General features: G+C 56.8%; 15 protein-coding genes. 11 read left to right on the forward strand and 4 right to left on the reverse strand.

Annotated elements, in window-relative coordinates; all coding sequences use genetic code 11:
- Nucleotides 1–2: 2 nt before the first annotated feature.
- Together ACFFLD_RS16570 and ACFFLD_RS16575 are read right to left on the reverse strand one after the other, a co-directional pair.
- Entirely contained in the window at nt 3–320 is a 318-nt protein-coding gene (locus ACFFLD_RS16570) for a BON domain-containing protein (protein WP_386042339.1), read from the reverse strand.
- Nucleotides 320–4,195 carry an AsmA family protein gene (locus tag ACFFLD_RS16575; protein ID WP_386042341.1) on the reverse strand — a complete coding sequence of 1,292 codons (3,876 nt, stop codon included), beginning with the start codon at nt 4,193–4,195 and terminating at the stop codon, nt 320–322. The genes ACFFLD_RS16570 and ACFFLD_RS16575 overlap by 1 nt, the downstream gene beginning before the upstream one ends.
- A 444-nt stretch (nt 4,196–4,639) precedes the next feature.
- Here ACFFLD_RS16575 and ACFFLD_RS16580 point away from each other — a divergent pair, with 444 nt between their 5' ends.
- Both ACFFLD_RS16580 and ACFFLD_RS16585 read left to right on the forward strand, forming a co-directional pair.
- Complete coding sequence (locus ACFFLD_RS16580; RefSeq protein WP_386042343.1) at nt 4,640–5,380, forward strand: PRC-barrel domain-containing protein; 741 nt, start codon at nt 4,640–4,642, stop codon at nt 5,378–5,380.
- A gap of 383 nt (nt 5,381–5,763) precedes the next feature.
- Nucleotides 5,764–6,432 (forward strand): PRC-barrel domain-containing protein, encoded by a 669-nt coding sequence (locus tag ACFFLD_RS16585; protein WP_386042345.1) that lies wholly within the window; start codon nt 5,764–5,766, stop codon nt 6,430–6,432.
- Nucleotides 6,433–6,498: 66 nt separating this feature from the next.
- Here ACFFLD_RS16585 and ACFFLD_RS16590 read toward each other — a convergent pair whose 3' ends face one another.
- Nucleotides 6,499–7,062 carry a flavin reductase family protein gene (locus ACFFLD_RS16590; RefSeq protein WP_386042347.1) on the reverse strand — a complete coding sequence of 188 codons (564 nt, stop codon included), beginning with the start codon at nt 7,060–7,062 and terminating at the stop codon, nt 6,499–6,501.
- A 402-nt stretch (nt 7,063–7,464) separates the two neighbouring features.
- Here ACFFLD_RS16590 and gbdR point away from each other — a divergent pair, with 402 nt between their 5' ends.
- From gbdR to etfB, 7 genes are all read left to right on the forward strand, one after another.
- Nucleotides 7,465–8,613 (forward strand): choline metabolism transcriptional regulator GbdR, encoded by a 1,149-nt coding sequence (gbdR, locus tag ACFFLD_RS16595; protein WP_386042349.1) that lies wholly within the window; start codon nt 7,465–7,467, stop codon nt 8,611–8,613.
- Nucleotides 8,614–8,850: 237 nt separating this feature from the next.
- Nucleotides 8,851–9,828 (forward strand): dipeptidase, encoded by a 978-nt coding sequence (locus tag ACFFLD_RS16600; protein ID WP_386042351.1) that lies wholly within the window; start codon nt 8,851–8,853, stop codon nt 9,826–9,828.
- A 91-nt stretch (nt 9,829–9,919) separates the two neighbouring features.
- Complete coding sequence (locus tag ACFFLD_RS16605) at nt 9,920–10,453, forward strand: DUF5943 domain-containing protein (RefSeq protein ID WP_386042353.1); 534 nt, start codon at nt 9,920–9,922, stop codon at nt 10,451–10,453.
- A gap of 11 nt (nt 10,454–10,464) precedes the next feature.
- On the forward strand, nt 10,465–12,537 hold the full coding sequence (dgcA, locus tag ACFFLD_RS16610) for a dimethylglycine demethylation protein DgcA (protein WP_386042355.1): 2,073 nt from the start codon (nt 10,465–10,467) through the stop codon (nt 12,535–12,537).
- A 148-nt stretch (nt 12,538–12,685) separates the two neighbouring features.
- The gene (locus ACFFLD_RS16615) at nt 12,686–14,716 is read left to right on the forward strand and encodes a (Fe-S)-binding protein (RefSeq protein WP_386042357.1); all 2,031 of its coding nucleotides are present in this window, start codon (nt 12,686–12,688) and stop codon (nt 14,714–14,716) included.
- Nucleotides 14,713–16,005 (forward strand): electron transfer flavoprotein subunit alpha, encoded by a 1,293-nt coding sequence (gene etfA / locus ACFFLD_RS16620; RefSeq protein WP_386042359.1) that lies wholly within the window; start codon nt 14,713–14,715, stop codon nt 16,003–16,005. The genes ACFFLD_RS16615 and etfA overlap by 4 nt, the downstream gene beginning before the upstream one ends.
- Nucleotides 15,995–16,849, forward strand: coding sequence for an electron transfer flavoprotein subunit beta (gene etfB, locus ACFFLD_RS16625; protein ID WP_386042361.1), 855 nt, complete (start codon nt 15,995–15,997; stop codon nt 16,847–16,849). The genes etfA and etfB overlap by 11 nt, the downstream gene beginning before the upstream one ends.
- A 176-nt stretch (nt 16,850–17,025) precedes the next feature.
- On the opposite strand, the gene ACFFLD_RS16630 is transcribed toward etfB, so the two are convergent.
- A complete protein-coding gene (locus ACFFLD_RS16630) occupies nt 17,026–17,931 on the reverse strand; it encodes a LysR family transcriptional regulator (RefSeq protein ID WP_386042363.1) in 906 nt (301 codons plus the stop codon).
- Nucleotides 17,932–18,048: 117 nt separating this feature from the next.
- Between ACFFLD_RS16630 and ACFFLD_RS16635 the strand changes: the two genes are divergently transcribed.
- Nucleotides 18,049–18,645 carry a flavodoxin family protein gene (locus ACFFLD_RS16635; protein WP_386042365.1) on the forward strand — a complete coding sequence of 199 codons (597 nt, stop codon included), beginning with the start codon at nt 18,049–18,051 and terminating at the stop codon, nt 18,643–18,645.
- 72 nt (nt 18,646–18,717) lie between these two features.
- Entirely contained in the window at nt 18,718–19,773 is a 1,056-nt protein-coding gene (locus ACFFLD_RS16640) for an aldo/keto reductase (protein WP_386042367.1), read from the forward strand.
- Nucleotides 19,774–19,779 lie beyond the last annotated feature (6 nt).

Raw genomic sequence — 19,779 nt, forward strand, 5'->3', positions numbered from 1 at the left:
GCCTATTTAACGGTGATATTGTTGTCTACCGACGTCACCCGCTCATGCTGGCTTGCGATGGCCTCTGCCTTGGTGCGCTGTTGCTCGGTTTCAACAAAACCGCTGAGAATGGCACGCTCACCGTCCAGGTCGACATCAATAGCCGAACCAGCCAAGTCTGGCGCTTGGATCAGCCATGTCTTGATCTTAACCGCTTCGAACGAGTCCTGATGTTCAAGTGTGGCGGACTCATTGACCGGAGCGCTGGTACAGCCAGCCAGCAGCGTGGTGATGAGTACGCCGCCCATTAATAAAAAGACAACGACGTGGTAAGGCCGCATTATTGGATATCTCCTTCTTGTAGGGCGTCGCGAGAACGGCGTATCAAGCCATCGCAATATTCCACATCAGGGCCCGTGCCGACATCCACCAGCGGCAAGAGGGCGGTGATGGGGCCAGCAAGGGCGCCAAATGCGACACTTGCCCCTGCGCGCATGATCAGTGTTTCGCGATGTACGCCTAGTTCAATGTTATCGAAGGTGCCCGCCAGATGCAGCGGAGAACGCCCGACAAACACACTGGGATCTTTGGGGTGGGCGATAATACTGATATCCAAACGTTCGCTATTAAGATCGACCTGCCCCCCGGCAGTGAACGTGGTGTCGCCCGTATCCACCACAAATGTATCCAGTTGGGTAACGCCATCGCGGGCCTGGAGGTCGGCGTAAGCGCAATCAATCGGAATGGCATTACGGTCACGCACCCAGCTCAAAAATGTCTGACCGGCGTCTAGTCCGGCGATCTCCACCAGTAGGGCTTCAAGCCTGCCGCCGTTCATCAGCATGACTACGCCGCCATCGGCGGAGGCCAGCAGCTCGGCGATTGATGAGCCTTCAATCCACAGTTTTCCGCGACCACCAATCACGCCAATGCTGTCATCACCCAGTTCCCAGTTGCGTAGCGCGTCGTCGAGATCCACGCCCTGCACTTCCACCTGCATCGTGCCGCTGGGGGGCTGGGTGCTGGCATCCAGATCGAGCGTTAGATTAACGTTTCCTTCGCCTACACCAAAACTGAGCGGGGTGAACCGCCCGCGCCCATCGTCGAGAGTAAAATCGATAAAGACGTCTTTTAGCGGAACCTCGCCAGCGCTGACCGATTCGCCTCGGTAGCTCACGTCGGCCGAGAGGCCAAGCCATGCGTCTGTCACGATGTCAGTATCGGGCAAGATGAAGCGATCATCAGTCTCTTCTGGTGAGGCGCCGGCGAGCACGCCCAGATCCGCGATATCGAGGTGCTCGGAAAATAATTCCCCAGTCAGGTGGAGCGGCGTCGCCGATGGATTGAGGGTCAGGCGGCCATTGAGATCGCTGTCACCGATGACGCCGTGCATGTCGGTGAAGGTCCAGCGCTGGTCTTCCAGGTCCAGCTCGCCGGATACCGAATAGGGCGGCAGCTTCGGCAATGAGATACCTAATAGGCGGCTTAAACGCTGGGGGTTAGGCCCTTCAATAGCCAGCGCCAGGTTTAGCCCTTCTAGCGCCAGGGGGCGCTGCAGTGTGCCCTCTAGGCTTATCAACGTGTCGACAATATCAGCCTCAAGGTCTATCGCGTAAGGGCGGTCAGAGTCGCGAACATCAAGCAGCGGGTCGCCTTCCAGGCTGATAGACGCGGGTGCACCGTCGTAGCGCCCTTCAGCGTTAAGTTGGAACGTCTGTTCGCCGGTAGCAATTCCTTGGGTCTCAAACTGAATGGTCAGGTCGGTTCCCGCTTGCGGGTCACTGAACCGTAGCTGCGAGGGCTCAAACGACAAGCGACCGATGAACGGCAGCAGCAGGTCATCGCGCCTGTCGCGGGGAAGCGCTTCGCTGATGTCGAGGTGTAGTTCTCCAGACGCGCGGCCAAGGCGGTCTTCGAGGGGCGTGAACGTATCGCCTAATGCGCTAAGGGCAACATCATTGAAGCCGATATCCAGCTGCCCCGAGGCGGGGGGCTGGGTCGCATTCAAGTCGAGTGCTGCCGTCACTAATCCACCACCGAGACGAAATTGAAACGGCTCTGCTTGGAGTCTGCCTTCTTGCAAGCTGGCGTCCACCATAACATCGCCTAGCACCAGCCCGTTAGGTAACACCAGCGACGAGGCACTGAGTGCCAGTTCTCCATCAAATGTACGTAGCGGTGCCAGCATGGAATCGTTGTCTGGACCCTCGCTTGAGGGCGGAATCGTGGCGGAGATTAGCCGGTCAAGATTGATCCGCCCGGTTTCAAGGTCAATCTCAACCACCGGGCGGTCAGTGGTGAGCACCTCGATACTACCGGTCACCTGCGTCGAGCCTATTCGCCCGTCAAGGTTGGTGGCACGCCATTGATCGTGGTCGCGTACCAATTGGCCGGAAAGCCGAAAGCCCGGCAGCGGAGGCAGTACCGGCCCCAGCCAGTTTTCCAACTGTTGCGCGCTGTCTGCTTCGAGTGTCATCTCCGCGTCAATCGTCTGCGGCGATAATATTGATGCCAGGGTCATATCCGCCTCAACCTCAATAGCGTTGGAGGTGGCGTCGATATGCAGCGGATAATCGTGACGCAGGGTTATATCGTCAATATTGATCAGTTGGGTTAACGGCGCTCCACGGGCCTGTAGTTCCAGCGGCTTATCACGCCAGGCACCGTTGACGTTAAGCAGCAGCTCAGGTGGTTCTTGCTCTCCGGTGGTCTCCAAATTGCCCTCAAGATGGGTATTGGCGTCTTGATTGCGATAATTAAATTGCGCATTGCCGATGCTCAGGTGGCTAATCAACGTCTCTGAGGTAATGCTGGGCTGTTGTTCGATGGGCTGCAGCTCAAGCGAAATATCGGCATTCAAGGTGTCTCCCAGCGGCAATGCTGGGTCGACCTCAGACATATCCAACTGCTGCACGCTGATCTGGGCGTTGGCGTCAATCTGCTCGGAATTACTGGTGAGCGCGCCGTTTGCCTCGACATGCCCGCCTGCAATATCAAAGGTGAGAGGGGTAAGCGCAAGCGAATGGTCGGCAAGCTGTAGCTCTGCTTGCAGGTTGCTCAGCGTTGCTTGCTCAAGGATCACACGATCGGCAGAAAGAGAAACGTCTCCGCGCATCGCCGGAAATGCGGGGATGGAAAGGCCCGGTTGATCTTCGCCGTTCGGTAACGCTGACCGTAAAGCCGCGAGATCAAGGGGAGCGGCGTGTAGCTGGCCGGTTAGCGCGGGCACATCACCGCCCGTATCGATGGTTAACTCCCCGCTAAGTTGGCTGTTTGCCACGCTGGTGTCGATATCATGCAAGCGCCACTCGCTTCCCTCGCGCGCAAGTTGCGCCGCTATGTCCAATCGCTCCAGTGCTAGCTCGGGCAACCCCAGCCATTGTGCCCATTCGGCCAGGTTGTGCAGGCTCAGCTCGCTATCGGCGGTGAGCTGCTGTAATGCCGGTGCTTGAGGAATCTCGAACGTGCTGGTCAGTCGGCTCTCGCCAGCGCTGAGAGAAACGTCGCCACTGAAGGCCTCTTCCTCATCCAGAAAGTCGGCAATAGTGTCGGTGTGTGCCTCGAGTTCAAAGCGCTGCGATTGAGAAGTCGATGATTGAGATGATGGCTGAAAAGGTGGTTGCTGAAGTGTCAGCGTCGCCTGGGTATGCAATTCCTCGTCACTGGTTTGCATCTGAAGAGACGAAATGGAGGCTTCTAGCGGATTCTCGGTATCTGCTTTCCAGTAACGTACCGTTGAATTAGAGGCCGAGAGAGAGGGAATATCGAAAGACGAAGACGAGGCTTCCCCGTTGGGCGGTTGCTGAGTCTGCTGTTGGTTGTCACCTAATGCCCAGTTGGCGGGAGCGTCGGCACGTTGTTGTAGATTCAGGCTAGCATCGGAAAAATCGATAGCTTCAAGCGTCATATTGCCTTGTAGCAAATCGCTTAACGAAGGCGTGATAGTGACCTGCTCTGCCGTCAGTAAATGGGGCGCGGACGCCCATCCAGGGTTATCTATCTCCAGGTCATTAACAGAAAGCTGTGGGCTCGGAAATAGGCTGACCCCTACATCGCCATGGATAGCCGCTGAACGTCCCGTCGCCTGCTCGATACGGTCAGTGATCACTGGCTTTAAAAAATTCCAGGACATCAGCTCTACCGCAAGGATAATCAGTGCCACGAGCACGACCGGCACAAGCCCCCACAGTAGGCGCTTTGAAGCGACTTTCATCATTGTTTAGGCTCCCTCCCTGCAGGCGTTATTAACGTGTTAATTCCGTATCAGGTAATAATAGCATTGTCTTATTGTTTAAACGTTATTTTCTAACGGTTGCTGCCATTGGTTTAAACGGCTGGGTATACGTTACATGGCTATCATTTATGGATGTTATTAAGCATGCTTTTTTAGCACGCTTAATAATTTTTGTGTTTAATTATTTTTGTATTTCTTGGTTAATTTAAATTAAAAGTTGATTGAAAATTAGAGAGATACACCGTGTGAATATGTCTTTTAGGTGGCGGGTTGTCATAAAAACACCGTTAATTCAGCAGGTTGTTTTTTTCTTTTAGTTAGTTAAAAGGCTTATTAAATTGGTGGGGTTTATTGCTCTCTTTACACCTGAAAAAATATCTCCTAGCTTTTTAATGGTTGCCACAGAGGAAAGAAAGGAGATCAAAAATGTCAATCAAGCGCAATGTTGGTGTAACGGCACTCGCCATTACTGCTGGCGCAGCTACCTTTCAAGCCCAGGCCCAGGAAGAAGTAATAAAGCCATTAGGCGACTGGAATTATGATGATATTTATCAGCAGGGAGGCATAAGAGCCGATAACTTAATGGACGCCGAGGTCTTCGGCGAAGAGCAGGAAGAAATCGGTAGCGTCGAAAACGTGCTCATTACCGAAGACAATAAAATCGCTGCCATCATCGCTCAGGTCGGTGGCTTCTGGGATATAGGTGACACTCACGTGCTGGTTCCATGGGAGGAAGTGGAGCTACACGAAGATGGGGTCATGATCCCGGTGACAGAAGACAATGCCGATGACTATGGGTTGTTTGTTTCTGATGAATACATTACCGAGCAGGATCTTAGCCAGGCTCAACAGGTTGACGATGATGTTGAAGCAGGCCTGGGGGTCTGGAAGCTTTCAGACTTGCTTAATGACTATGCCACGGTAGGTGAAGGCGTTGGTTACGGTTATATCGACAATATTCTCTTTACCCGCGAAGGCGATATCCAGGCCGTTATCGTAGAGTCTGATACAGGTTATGGCGGCGGCGCCTATGCCTATCCCTTCTATGGGTACGGGTACGGCTGGTCTCCCGGCTACTCTGCGTACGCTGTTCAATATAACGAAGAAGAGATCGGCAATATGGAGGCGTTTGATTACGATCAATACGACGGACTATTGGACGATTAGTAGCGAACCATTGCCAATGCTGATCACTAGTCGCGTTTGACGCTAACCGATCAGGCCGGTTTCTTGAAGGACACGTTGCTGTAGGGCAACGCGACCAAATGAAACCGGCCTTATGCTATGGGTAATGGCAATTGTTGGAATGGTTATCAGTGTTCCCTTTTCCCGGTATCGATTGCCATTACCCATTTACGTTACCAATGGTTTTGCTATTCATGACAAGTAGAGGAGTGAAAATGAGACCCTGCAGGCACGTTTTATCCCTTACATCTTTGGTGATCATGACCTCTCTTATAGCTACGCCTATGTATGCTGCCGATGAGGAGGCATCCCCCACCAGGCAGACTGCGCAACCGAGCACGAGCGCGTCACAAGATGAGTCACGGGTGCGCGCTGTGGATGAATGGAGCTATCAGCCTCTCTATGAACAGGGCGGTTTTAGCGCCGACAGCATGTTGGGCGCCAAGCTCTTTTCCCCTCAAGGAAATGAAATAGGCAATATGGTTAATGTGGTGCTTGATCAGGAGAACCAGATTGTCACCATCATTGCAGAAGTAGGGGGCGTGTGGGATAGCGGCGATAGACACGTGGCTATTCCATGGGATGAGGTCGAATTGTCCGAGGGCAATATCAAGGTTCCCGTACGCCAGGATAACGTGGAAGAGTACGATCTGTTAACCGATGTCATGATCGATGAAGCGTATATCCATAAACAGGAAATGGAGCGTGTTAGCCGGGTAGAAGAGGATGTGTCGACGGGCCCGCAGACCTGGAAGATAACGGACATTCTTGATGATTATGCCAGCCTAAAAGAGGGCACAGGGTACGGGTATATCACCGATGCGCTGTTCTCCAGCGAGGGCATCATGCAGGCGATTATTATTAATCCCGCGAATGTCGACAGTGGAAAAGGCGGCCCTCGTGCGTATCCCTTTTATGGTTACCGTGACGGTTGGCGGCCTGGCGATTCCCACTATCGCCTGCCTTACGCACAAGAAGACGTCGAACAGCTACCGGTGTTTGACTACGAACAATACGATAGCGATTTGAAGTAAAGGAGCTGGGCGCCTTTGGCCGATAACGCCACGCCGCAAGGCTGGCGTTATCGACATGCGGGCTTCTTATACCAACATCGACGAGGTAAATAATGACGCCCGGTCGATGGATCTTCCTGACAGCATGAACTCCCCCATCCCTCGATAGTGCAATGACGATTCCTCGTCTGCCGACGCGGTTACATGCGCTTTAACGACTTCAAAAATGAACAGGTTGTACTGTTTTATCATGGCATCATCGTGCAGGCGGCACTCAAACGACGCATGGCACTCGTTAATCAGTGGCGCCCCCACCTTCGATGCTTTGTCAGCGGTCAGCTCAAACGCCTGAAACTTGTCAACCTCGCTGCCTGAGCAGTTGCCGATACCCACCACCTTATCGACGAGCGTTGCCGATGGGATATTGATCACGCACTCACCGCTGTTGCGTACTAAGGCGTGAGAATAGTTGCCGGCATCGATGACGCAAGCAAGCAGAGAGGGGGAGAACGACATGACCATGTGCCAGCCCATGGTCATGATATTCGCTTGCTGTTGCCACTTCGATGACACCAGCACCACTGGCCCAGGCTCCAGGAAGTGCCTGATGTTCGAGACGGGGAAATCTTGCTTCACCATTGATCGTGACATACCTGACCTCCGGTTAATCCAGTTAAATAGAAATATGATAAAAGAGATACTGACTAACGATAGCGCTCTACAGATAATCAATCGCTATTAAGGTAAAAGTAATATGAGCCGCCATGCTCAGCCATTAAATCGCCTTTAAGCCGCCCTATCAGTAAAAGATGACATTGATAATCATCCCATGGTGTCAAAAGCGACACTTGTTGCTGTTTTTGCGACATGCTTTTATTTTTTATTGAATAGCCTTGTCGTCAATCAAACCATTCATGCCAATATGCGACTAAGGAGCGATAGACACTTTCATGTAGTTGAGAACCTTTTTCAACCACAAACCCTAAAACGCCAGCGACACCTATACCAACAAGAAAAACAGTGCTTATCCAAAAGGTGACAGAGGTACAAGAAATGACATTACAACATCAATCAACAGGCCTGGCAGCTAACTCTCATCGCGCAAGCGAACCGCAGACACTGGGGTTTCTCCTGTTAGATAACTTCACGCTGATTTCGCTTGCCTCGGCGATAGAACCTTTACGGATGGCCAATCAACTGGCCGGGCGCGAACTGTATCGTTGGTATACCCTGACACAAGATGGCCTACCCGTTCGCGCTAGCGATGGACTGCAGGTGACACCTGACGCCCCTATGCATGCCCCGTTAGCGCTTGAGTGGGTGGTCGTTTGCGGTGGTGTAGGCCCTCAGCACAGCGTGACGCGTGAACACGTCCGCTGGCTTCAGTCACAGTCGCGCCAATTAAAGCGGCTGGGCTCGGTATGTACCGGCAGCTGGGCACTGGGCAAGGCGGGGCTGCTCGACCATTATGAAACCAGCATTCATTGGGAGTGTTTGGCGTCCATGCAGGAGGCCTTCCCGAATGTGATCCTCACGGCGCATCTTTTCTCGATCGATCGAGACCGCTTTACTGCCTCTGGCGGAACCGCCCCCCTCGACATGATGCTCAACCTGATTGCGCACGACCATGGCCGCGAGCTTTCAGCCGGCATCTCCGAGATGTTTATCTATGAGCGGGTGCGCAACGAACAGGATCAGCAACGTGTTCCACTCAAGCATGTGCTGGGCACGACTCAACCCAAGCTGTTGGAAATCGTTGCGCTGATGGAATCCAACCTTGAAGAGCCGATAGAGCTCGATGAGCTGGCAAGCTATGTGAATGTTTCACGTCGCCAGTTAGAGCGATTATTCCAACGCTATCTGCTTTGCTCACCGTCTCGCTATTATCTCAAGCTGCGGTTAGTGCGCGCCCGGCAACTGCTCAAGCAGACACCCTTGTCGATTATTGAGATTGCCTCCGTATGTGGCTTCGTCTCTACTCCTCATTTTTCGAAATGTTACCGCGAATACTTTGGTGTCCCGCCGAGAAATGAGCGTCAGGGAGTGCACGATCGCCAGGGTAATAATGCCGCAAAATCCCCCTCATTAATCAAACGATGGGGAACCGAGCATAATGAAAACGCGCCTTTCTCAAGTGCTCAGCAGGCGCTGGCCTGCGCTCAGGGAGAGCCAACGTTTGCCAGCGTGACGCTGATGAGTTGATCTCCTCTCCATCGCTGCCAGCAACGCTTTGCAAAGCTGCCTATTCATGGGCAGCTTTTTTAATGGTCGTGTGCTTTTTACCCTAATGGCTACCCGCTGCAATGTTTAAAGGAGCACGAGTAGTTTTCGTGCTTACGACACAATGACGCTTTTGGAATTTCCTCCGTCGTTTCCAAGCGCAGCCCCCCCTGACGTCAGCGCTATGCTCGCTACATTAACCAATGTTGGAGCTTAGCCATGACCCCCAATGAACTGCACAATGACGCCATCGTCATTGATGGTCTGATCATCGCCAAATGGAACCGTGAACTGCTTGAAGATATGCGTCGTGGTGGTCTTACCGCTGCCAACTGCACAGTCTCGGTGTGGGAAGGTTTTCAGGCGACGGTCAACAACATAGTCGCTTCCAACCAACTCATGGCTGAGTGTAGTGATCTGGTGCGTCCTGTACGCACCACGGCGGATATCACTCGGGCGAAAGAAGAGGGTAAGACCGGCATCATCTTCGGCTTCCAGAACGCCCACGCGTTTGAGGATCAGATTGGTTATGTAGAGATCTTCAAGCAACTGGGCGTGGGCATCGTGCAGATGTGCTACAACACCCAGAACCTGGTGGGGACTGGCTGCTACGAGCGCGACGGAGGGCTATCAGGCTTTGGCCGTGAAATCGTTGCCGAAATGAACCGCGTCGGCATCATGTGCGATCTCTCCCATGTAGGGGCCAAAACGTCTGAAGAAGTCATCCTCGCCTCCCAGAAACCGGTCTGCTATTCGCACTGCCTGCCATCAGGGCTCAAAGAACATCCGCGCAACAAATCCGATGAAGAGCTCAAGTTCATTGCTGATCACGGTGGCTTTGTTGGCGTCACCATGTTCGCGCCTTTCCTGAAGAAAGGCATCGACTCGACCATCGAAGACTACTGTGAGGCGATTGAATACGTCATGAATATTGTCGGTGAAGATGCCATCGGTATCGGCACCGATTTCACTCAGGGGCACGACCAAGCCTTCTTCGAGTGGTTGACCCATGACAAGGGCTATGCCCGCCGCCTGACTGACTTTGGCAAGATTATTAATCCCAAGGGCATTCGCACCATTGGCGAATTCCCCAACCTTACCGAGGCGCTCCTCAAACGCGGCTTCAGCGAGAGCCAGACCCGCAAGATCATGGGCGAAAACTGGGTGCGCGTTCTCAAGGACGTGTGGGGCGCCTGACCAAGTACAGGCGGCTGTCTCCGAAGTGAGAGGCGGCCCGGGGTAGCCCCGTCGAACACCTTACATAACAAAGATATTGAGGATAACAACCGTGACCCAATTGGCCCCCGCACTGCCCATCGAAGTGGATAGCGACACAGGCGTCTGGACGACTGATGCGCTGCCTATGCTGTATGTACCGCGACACTTCTTTATCAACAACCATGTGGCCATAGAAGAGGCATTAGGTGCTGAAAAGTACGCTGATATTCTCTACCACGCTGGCTACAAGAGCGCTTGGCACTGGTGTGAAAAAGAAGCCGAGCTTCATGGGTTGGAAGGCGTAGACGTATTTGAACACTACATGAAGCGACTCTCACAGCGAGGCTGGGGAATCTTTATTACCGAAGAGATCGATCTTGACGCTGGCACCGCGCGAGTACGTCTTGAACACAGTGCCTTTGTTTACCAACTGGGCAAAGTGGATCGCAAAGTGGAGTACATGTTCACCGGCTGGTTTGCTGGCGCCATGGATCAGATCCTGGCTGCCCGAGGAAGCTCGCTGCGCACCGTCGCTGAGCAGACTCAAAGCGGTGCCGAAGAAGGTCATGAAAATGGCTTGTTTGTTGTCACGCCCGTCAACTGAGGATCGTCGACATGGCATTTGATGCAATGTTCAAGCCGATCCAGATCGGCAATCAGACCATTCGTAACCGCGTAGTCAGTACTGCCCACGCCGAGGTGTACGCCACCGACGGCGGCATGACCACGGATCGTTACGTCAGGTACTATGAAGAAAAAGCCAAGGGTGGCTGTGGGCTGTGCATTTGTGGCGGCTCCTCGGTTGTTTCCATCGATAGCCCCCAGGGCTGGTGGAGCTCGGTTAACCTCTCGACCGACCGCATTATTCCGCACTTTCAGAATCTGGCAGACGCCGTGCACAAGCATGGCGGTAAGATCATGATTCAGATCACCCATATGGGCCGTCGCTCGCGCTGGGATGGCTACGACTGGTCGACGCTGCTGTCGCCCTCTGGTATCCGCGAGCCGGTGCATCGTTCCACCTGTAAAACTATCGAAGAAGAAGACATTTGGCGCATCATCCATGACTTCACTCAGGCGGCGCGCCGGGCGAAAGAAGGCGGACTCGATGGCGTTGAGCTGTCCGCGGTACACCAGCATCTGATCGACCAGTTCTGGAGCCCGCGCGTCAACAAGCGTACCGATGAGTGGGGCGGTAGCTTTGAAAACCGCATGCGCTTCGGCATGGAAGTGCTCAAGGCGGTACGCGCTGAAGTGGGTAATGACTTTGTGGTCGGAATGCGTATCTGTGGCGATGAGTTCCATCCCGATGGTCTCTCCCACGATGACATGAAGCAGATTGCCGCCTACTACGATGCTACCGGACTGGTGGATTTCTTCGGCGTCATCGGTTCCGGCTGCGATACCCACAATACGCTTGCCAACGTCATTCCTAATATGTCCTACCCGCCGGAGCCTTTTCTGCACCTGGCGGCAGGGATCAAGGAAGTGGTCACGGTACCGGTGATCCACGCGCAAAATATTAAAGATCCCAATCAGGCTCAACGTATCCTCGAAGGTGGCTATGTAGACCTGGTGGGTATGACCCGGGCCCATATTGCCGACCCTCATATGATCGCCAAGATCAAGATGGGCCAGGTAGACCAGATTAAACAGTGCGTAGGGGCCAACTACTGCATCGACCGCCAATATCAGGGTCTCGACGTGCTATGTATCCAGAACGCCGCCACGTCGCGGGAGTACATGGGCCTACCGCATATCATCGAGAAGACCGAGGGCGCCAAACGCAATATCGTTGTGGTCGGCGGTGGCCCTGGTGGTATGGAAGCGGCGCGGGTTGCCGCCGAGCGCGGTCACAATGTCACGCTGTTTGAGGCGGCTGATGCGCTGGGAGGGCAGATCACTATTGCCGCCCAAGCGCCGCAGCGCGACCAGATCGCCGGTATTACTCGCTGGTATCAGTTGGAGCTGGCGCGTTTGAAAGTCGACTTACGCCTGGGGACGCGCGCCGATGAGGCGACGTTACTTGATCTGCGTCCAGACATCGTCGTACTGGCCACCGGCGGTCAACCGTTCCTTAGCCAGTATCCTGAATGGGGATACTCGGAAAACGCGGAAGAAAGTCTTGTCGTCAGCACCTGGGATATTCTGTCCGGCAAAGTGGCGCCAGGTAAAAACGTGCTTGTCTATGACGCTATCTGCGAGTTCTCCGGGGTCTCGGTGGCTGACTATCTAGCCGACAAAGGCGCTAAGGTAGAAATCGTCACCGACGATATAAAGCCCGGCGCGGCGGTGGGTGGCACCACCTTCCCCACCTACTATCGCAGCCTCTATGAGAAAGAGGTGATCATGTCCGCCGATCTAATGCTGCATAAGGTTTACCGCGAGGGCGGTAGTCTAGTCGCCGTGCTCGAGAACGAGTACACCGGTGCCATGGAAGAGCGAGTGGTAGACCAGGTGGTGGTAGAGAACGGTGTGCGCCCTGATGAAGCGCTTTATTACGCGCTCAAAGAGCAGTCCCGCAACAAGGGGCAGGTGGATCTGGAAGCGCTTTATGCTATCCAGCCCCAGCCTTGTCTGAACGAGGCAGGGGATGGCTTTCTGCTGTTCCGCTTGGGTGACTGCACGGCGCCGCGTAACACCCATGCGGCCATCTACGATGCCTTGCGAATCTGCAAGGATTTTTGACCTGAGCGAGAGCCGGGGCGCCGGGGGGAGACCGTAGCGAGGGTCTTTTGACAAGGATGTCAAAAGTAGCGCCCAGGGATGGGTTTACAGCGCCCTCGCAAAGGTCTGCCGCCGGAGCAGCCCCGCCGCCAAAGATGAGGTGAGTACCATGCTCGAAACGCTCTTGCCGATATTAATTTTCACCGCTCTGGCGCTGGCGGCGATCGGCGCCGTGCGCCGGGTGCGCCTGTGGCGTCAGGGTCGTCCCTCGCGAGTGAATCTACTCAAGGGCCTGGTGGCTCTGCCGCGTCGCTATTTGGTGGATCTGCACCATGTGGTGGAACGCGACAAGATGATCTCCCACACTCACGTGGCCACCGCTGGTGGCTTCGTGGCTGCCGCCGTGCTGATGATCCTGGTGCATGGGTTGGGGCTTTCCAACCCGCTCCTTGGCGGGTTACTACTGCTGGCCAGTACTTCCATGTTCGTCGGTAGCCTGTTGGTGGCGCGGCGGCGCATCAATCCGCCCGCCCGGCTCTCCAAGGGGCCGTGGATGCGCCTGCCAAAGAGTCTGATGGCGTTTTCAATCGGTGTCTTTCTGATCACGCTGCCCACGGTGGGACTGCTACCCGAGGGTCTGATTGAGGGTAGCAGCAGCTGGTTACTGGCACTGGTCTTGGCGGGCGTCGTGGCCTGGGGCCTGGGTGAAATGTTTTTTGGCATGACCTGGGGCGGGCCCATGAAGCACGCCTTTGCTGGCGCCCTGCATCTGGCCTTTCATCGTCGCGCCGAGCGTTTTTCCACCAACAAAGGAGGCACTGGCCGCTCCACGGGGCTCAAGGCGCTGAACCTGGAAGACGACGCCGCGCCCTTGGGCGTGGAGAAGCCTGCCGATTTCACCTGGAACCAGTTGCTAGGGTTTGATGCCTGCGTACAGTGTGGACGCTGCGAGGCGGTGTGCCCGGCGTTTGCCGCCGGCCAACCGCTCAACCCCAAGAAGCTGATTCAAGACATGGTAGTGGGCATGGCCGGCGGCAGCGATGCCAATTACTATGGCTCGCCCTATCCCGGCAAGCCGGTAGGCGAGCACCAGGGCGCACCCCATGCGTCTATCGTGGCACCTGTCGTGATGAAAGAAGGAAAAGCGCTAGTCGATGCCGAGACGCTATGGTCGTGCACGACTTGCCGTGCCTGCGTGGAAGAGTGCCCGATGATGATCGAACACGTGGATGCGATCGTCGATATGCGCCGACACCTGACGTTGGAGCGAGGCACAACGCCCAACAAGGGCGCCGAGGTGCTCGATAACCTGATTGCCACTGACAACCCGGGTGGTTTCGACCCTGGTTCACGCCTCAACTGGGCGGCGGATCTCAACCTGCCGCTACTGGCTGATATCAAGCAGGTGGATGTGCTGTTGTGGTTGGGAGATGGCGCCTTTGATATGCGTAATCAGCGCACCTTGCGTGCCCTGGTTAAAGTGCTGCGGGCTGCAGGGGTAGATTTTGCGGTGCTAGGGGCTGAGGAGCGTGACAGCGGTGACGTGGCGCGACGCTTAGGTGATGAAGCAACGTTCCAGTCGCTGGCCAAGCGTAATATTGCCACCCTGTCCAAGTATCGCTTTCAGCAGATTGTGACCTGTGACCCTCACAGCTTTCATGTGTTGAAGAACGAATATGGAGAGCTGGGCAGCGCCGATATGCCAGCCGACTATAACGTTTTCCACCACAGTACCTATATTAACGAGTTGGTCGTTGCCGGAAGGCTCACCTTTAAAGCCTGGAAGGGAGGTCGTGTGACCTATCACGACCCTTGCTACCTGGGTCGCTACAATGGTGAATATGAGGCCCCGCGCGACGTGCTCAAGGCGTTGGGAATTGAGGTTCAGGAAATGGCTCGCTCCGGTTTCCGCTCGCGCTGCTGCGGTGGTGGCGGTGGGGCACCGATCACCGATATTCCCGGCAAGCAGCGTATTCCCGATATGCGCATGGAAGACGTGCGCGAATCCGGCGCAGAACTGGTGGCGGTAGGCTGCCCGCAGTGTACCGCCATGCTCGAAGGCGTCGTGGATGCGAGCGCTGAGGTGCGCGACATCGCCGAGCTGGTGGCGGATGCCCTGGTAGAACATCCCGCGGCTGATGCGTCTGGCGCCTCCCCCCGGCCCGCTGAAACGATGAAAGCTGAAGAGGTGATCTTATGAGTGAGATTATTCGCCGCGACCCGCGTCGCGAGTGGATCGCCCGCAACCGTTTGCATCCCGAGTACGACAATGTGCTTGCTGCTCTTGGGGTAAACGGGGGTGGCAGTGCCCTTGCCAGCGAGTGGATGGGGCCCAGTGGGTTGGTCCGCAAGAACCCACGTGCCGTCGGCTTTATTGGCCCCAATGGTGTCAAACGTATTGACCGTAGTGGCCATCAGCAAGGCGGGCAGTCGAGCGCGACAACGACCGCCGCTCGCGATAGTCGTCGCCTGGTGAACATTGAACACCCCGCCTTCCTGGTGGCCGTGGTACCCGACATGAGCGGTGGGCGACTATCTTCTCATGACCGGGATCTGCTCGGCCTTGCTCGCCAGTTGGCGGATGCCGACCCGGCTAATCCCGGCGCCGTGATGGCCATTGTGATCGGCGAGCACAAGGAGACCGCCTTCGGCGAGGCGGGGATCGACCGACTGCTGCCTCTGGACGTTGAGCGCTTCTCGGGCTATCTGCCGGAGCTGACCGTGGCGACACTGCAAGGCGTGGAGCGGGAGCTGGCGCCACGCTACTGGCTGCTGCCCGACTCCACTCTCGGTGGCGGTGAGCTTGGCCGCCGGTTGGCGGCCCGGTTAAGCGAGCGCCCGGCGGCTCAGGTCTGGCAGGTTGAGGCGAACGCCGAAAGCGCAACCGGTTGGCGCTGTACGACCCGCGGCGCGGCCGGACGAGACGATATTGTCCGCGACCTGCCCCGGGTGGTGCTGGCGCTCGCCGAGTGCGCCGATCCGGTTAGCGAGACCCGCCATGCGGCCGACCCTGTCGCGCTTTCCCAAGGGATGCCCGACGTGCTGGGGCGCATCGAAGACATGGGCGAAGTAGCGGTGGATCCGGCCAATGTATCGCTGGCCGAGGCCGAGTTCATCCTTTCCGCCGGCAATGGTGTCAAGGATTGGGACAGCTATCATCACGCCGCCGACGTGCTAGGCGCCACCAAAGGCGCTTCACGCGTGGCGGTGGATGATGGCTACATGCCGCGAGACCGTCAGGTCGGCGCGACCGGTACCTGGGTCTCCGCTCGCGTTTACGTGGCGGTGGGTATCTCCGGTGCCATTCAGCACCTGCAAGGCATTCAGAGCTGCGATAAGGTCGTGGCTGTCAATCTTGATGAGGGCTGCGATATGGTCAAGCGCGCCGACCTGGCCGTGATCGGCGATGCCAGCGCGGTACTCGCCGCACTGGTGAAGCGCGTCGAGGAGTACCGCGCCGAGCAGCAGGAGAACCGCGATGCCGCATGATGTCAGAAACATGAGTGTCAGAAACATGAGTGTCAGTAACTCAAGCGCCAAATCATCAATGTCTAGCGCGCTGAACGTGAGCGTGCTGGTCTCGATCGGCCGCCACCCGCTGACCGCACGAACGCGCCGTGCCGATCAGGACGCCCGCGCGGTGGAAATGGCCCTGAGCCTGGACAACGCCGCGGTCAGTCTCTTGCACGCGGGTCAACACGAAAGCGATCACGAAGACGCCCTGCGCGGGTACATGGGCATGGGAATCGACAGCATCGAGCTGATCGAGCAGGCTCAGAATGCCGATGTTGTGCCAGCGTTGAGCGACGCTCTTCGCCAGAGCGCGCCGCAGCTGATTCTGACCGGTAGCCGCGCCGAAACCGGCGAAGCCTCCGGCGTGCTGCCGTATCTGCTGGCCGAAGCATTAGGCTGGCCGATCATTACCAGCCTTGCTGCCGTCGAGAAGGTCGAGCAGGGCGTGGCCACGATACTTCAAGCCCTACCGCGCGGGAAGCGCCGGCGTCTGCGTATTCGCCTGCCGGCGATTGCCACCGTGGACAGCAGCGCCCCCGTTGCGCGTCAAAGCGCCTTCGGCCCGGCCAAACGCGGTGAGCTCGATCTTCACCAAGAGCTCACCGCGATCGACGAAGCGCTGAGCTCTTGGCACATTCAACCGGCGCGCAAGCGTCCAAAGCGGCTCAAGATCGTCAAGTCCTCGTCGGCACGCGACCGCTTCAAGGCGGCGGCGGCCAAGGCCGAAGGTGGCAGCGGGCAAATCTTGACCGACGTCACCCCGGAGCAGGGCGCCGAGGCGATCTTCAAACTGCTCAAGGAGGAAGGCGTACTGCGCTAGGCGCGCTTCTTCACCATAACGACACTTCCAGCCTGCCTTCCTGGCGGGCTTTCTCGTTCAGTATCGTCCGATGGCTCTGCGGCCTTTGCCTGCCGCCAGTAAGCGTAGGGCAACCACGTCCTGCCAGCAGCGGTGGGAAGACAAATGACCCGGTTCAACATTGCCCTCTCAAACGGCTAATCGAAATAGGGTTCCAATACACGCTCGATCCACGTCATGAAGGCCCGCACGCGGGGGGAAAGGTTGCGTCGATGCGCGACTACGAGCCATGCCGCCAGCGGTTCGGGGCGTAGATCGGCCAGAACCTCCACTAGGTCGCCGCGTTCGATGTGGTGCGCAAGGGTCGAATAACCGGCCTGGATCAGTCCAAGCCCCGCCAGGCCCGCCGCATGATAGGTCTGCACGTTATTGACCTGCATCGCCCCAGGCAGAGCAAGTGACGCATAGCCATTACCCTCTGGATATTCCCATCCATCACGGCGGGCGCCGAGGGTCGGCGTGTAGTGAACCATCCGGTGGCCCTGGGTGAGCAGGTCATCGAGGGTTTGCGGTGTGCCGTACTTTGCCAGATAGCCCGGGCTTGCCACGTTCACCATTCGCAACTTGCCAAGCGCGCGGGCGACCAGCCGGTCGTCGATGATGGGCCCGAGACGGATGACGCAATCGAACCCTTCCTGAACGAGATCGACCCGGCGATCCGTACTGGACATCTCAAGTGTCAACTCAGGGTTCGCATCGAGCAGTTGCGGCAGCGCGGGGATCACGACGGTCTTTGCCAACTCGGTCGGCATATCGACACGCAGCCTCCCCTTAAGAGGAGCATCGCTACTGGCGAACATGGACTGCACGTCCTGAGCCTCGGCCAGCAGGTCGCGTGCGCGTTCGTAGAAAGCACGGCCGTCTTCGGTCAACTGCACGCTACGTGTCGTTCTGTGCAGCAGGGCCGCACCCATCTCGCGCTCGAGCCCACGAATCACTGTCGACACTCGCCCTTTCTGGATTCCCAGACTTTCCGCCGCACGCGTGAAGCTCAACATTTCCGCCACGCGGGCAAAAATTAAAAGGGTCTGGAGATTGGGCATTGTTCACCAAATAGATAACAGAGCGTTCAGATTGGGATGATTTATAGCACATTGGGGACTCAGTAAAGTAGCCCATGTTGTCCACCACACCACCACATTTCCCATAAGAGAACCCTCATGAGCTCAGATTCCAAGCCTGTTCAAACGGTCATCGTGTATCACTCCGGTTACGGTCACACCACACGCATGGCGGCGGCCGTCGCCGAAGGTGCAGGCACCGGTGCTGTATTGGTGGTCATCGACCCCGAGGGCAATATTGGCGACGATGCCTGGCAATCCCTCTCTGACGCAGATGCCATTGTCTTCGGCTCGCCGACCTATATGGGCGGCCCTAGCTGGCAGTTCAAGAAATTCGCGGATGCCTCCTCCAAGCCCTGGTTCGAAGGCTCTTGGCAAAACAAGATCTTTGGCGGCTTCACCAACAGCGCGAGCCTCAACGGCGACAAACTCAACACGCTTGAGTATTTCGTCCTGCTGTCCGGGCAGCATGCCGGGATATGGGTTGGCCTGGCTATCAAGCCGGCGAACGCCAAGGCGTCGAAACGCGACGACCTTAACCGTATGGGTTCTTACATCGCCCCCATGGCGCAGACGCCAGCCGATGCGTCGCCGGAAGAGATGTCGCCAGGCGATCTGGAAACGGCCCGCCTGTATGGCGCGCGGGTCGCCTTGATTGCCGGGCAGTTTCGAGCCGGGAAGTCTCAGCCCCTCTGAGCTCACTTCGAGCCGGCGAGGTCCGCCCGGCGTCATGCTGATGTTGGAATCCACGAATTCGAAGGAGGCGCCATGAAATACAATCGACTGGGCCGTACGGGTCTGTATGTGTCCGAGCTGTGCCTGGGCACGATGACACTGGGTGGCAATGCGGACGCGGGCATGTGGGGGGCCATCGGGGCGGTGGATCAGGCTGACGCCAACGATTTGATCGCCCATGCGTTAGAGCAAGGAATCAACTTTATCGACACCGCCGATATTTACTCTTTCGGTCAGTCCGAGCGCATCCTGGGTCAGGCAATGAGAGACCTCGGCGTGCGGCGCAGCGACATTGTGCTGGCGACCAAGACGGGAGGTGTCATGGGGCCCGGACCCAACGATCAAGGGGCGTCGCGCGGTCATATCATGGATTCTGTTCAGCGAAGCCTGGAGCGTCTTCAGGTCGATCATATTGACCTTTATCAGATTCACGCCAGCGACCCCGTCACCCCTATCGAAGAAACACTGCGGGCGCTGGATGATCTGACGCGCCAGGGGTTGGTCCGCTATGTCGGCGTTTCAAACTGGCACGCGGGCAAGATCGGCAAAGCGCTGGGGCTGAGTAGCGCGCTCAATGCCACACGCTTTGAGACACTCCAGGCCTATTACTCGATTGCCGGACGGGATATAGAGCGCGAACTGGTGCCGCTGGTTATCGAAGAGCAGATGGGGCTGCTTGTCTGGTCGCCGCTTGCCGGTGGATTACTCTCGGGGAAGTTCGGCCCGGGAGCATCGATTGAGGAGGGCGCGCGGCGGAGTACTTTCGACTTTCCACCCGTGGATCTGAATCAGGCTTGGCCCTGCATCGCAGAAATGCGCGCCATCGGCGACGCGCGCGGTATGTCCGTCGCCAGAGTGGCGCTGGCCTGGTTGCTTTCCAAGCCTCATGTCACCAGCGTCATCATCGGCGCCAAAAGGATTGACCAGCTCGACGATAACCTGCGGGCGGTCAATGTCACTCTTACGGACGAGGAACTGGCGCGCCTGGAGGCCGTGAGTGCCTTGCCGCCTTACTACCCCGGCTGGATGGTGGATCACCAGGATGCCAGCCGCCGCCCTGATCCTTTCACGCCGTTGGGGTCGACGTAGCGCTTG

Source organism: Vreelandella sulfidaeris (genome assembly GCF_042429665.1).
Lineage (GTDB): Bacteria > Pseudomonadota > Gammaproteobacteria > Pseudomonadales > Halomonadaceae > Vreelandella.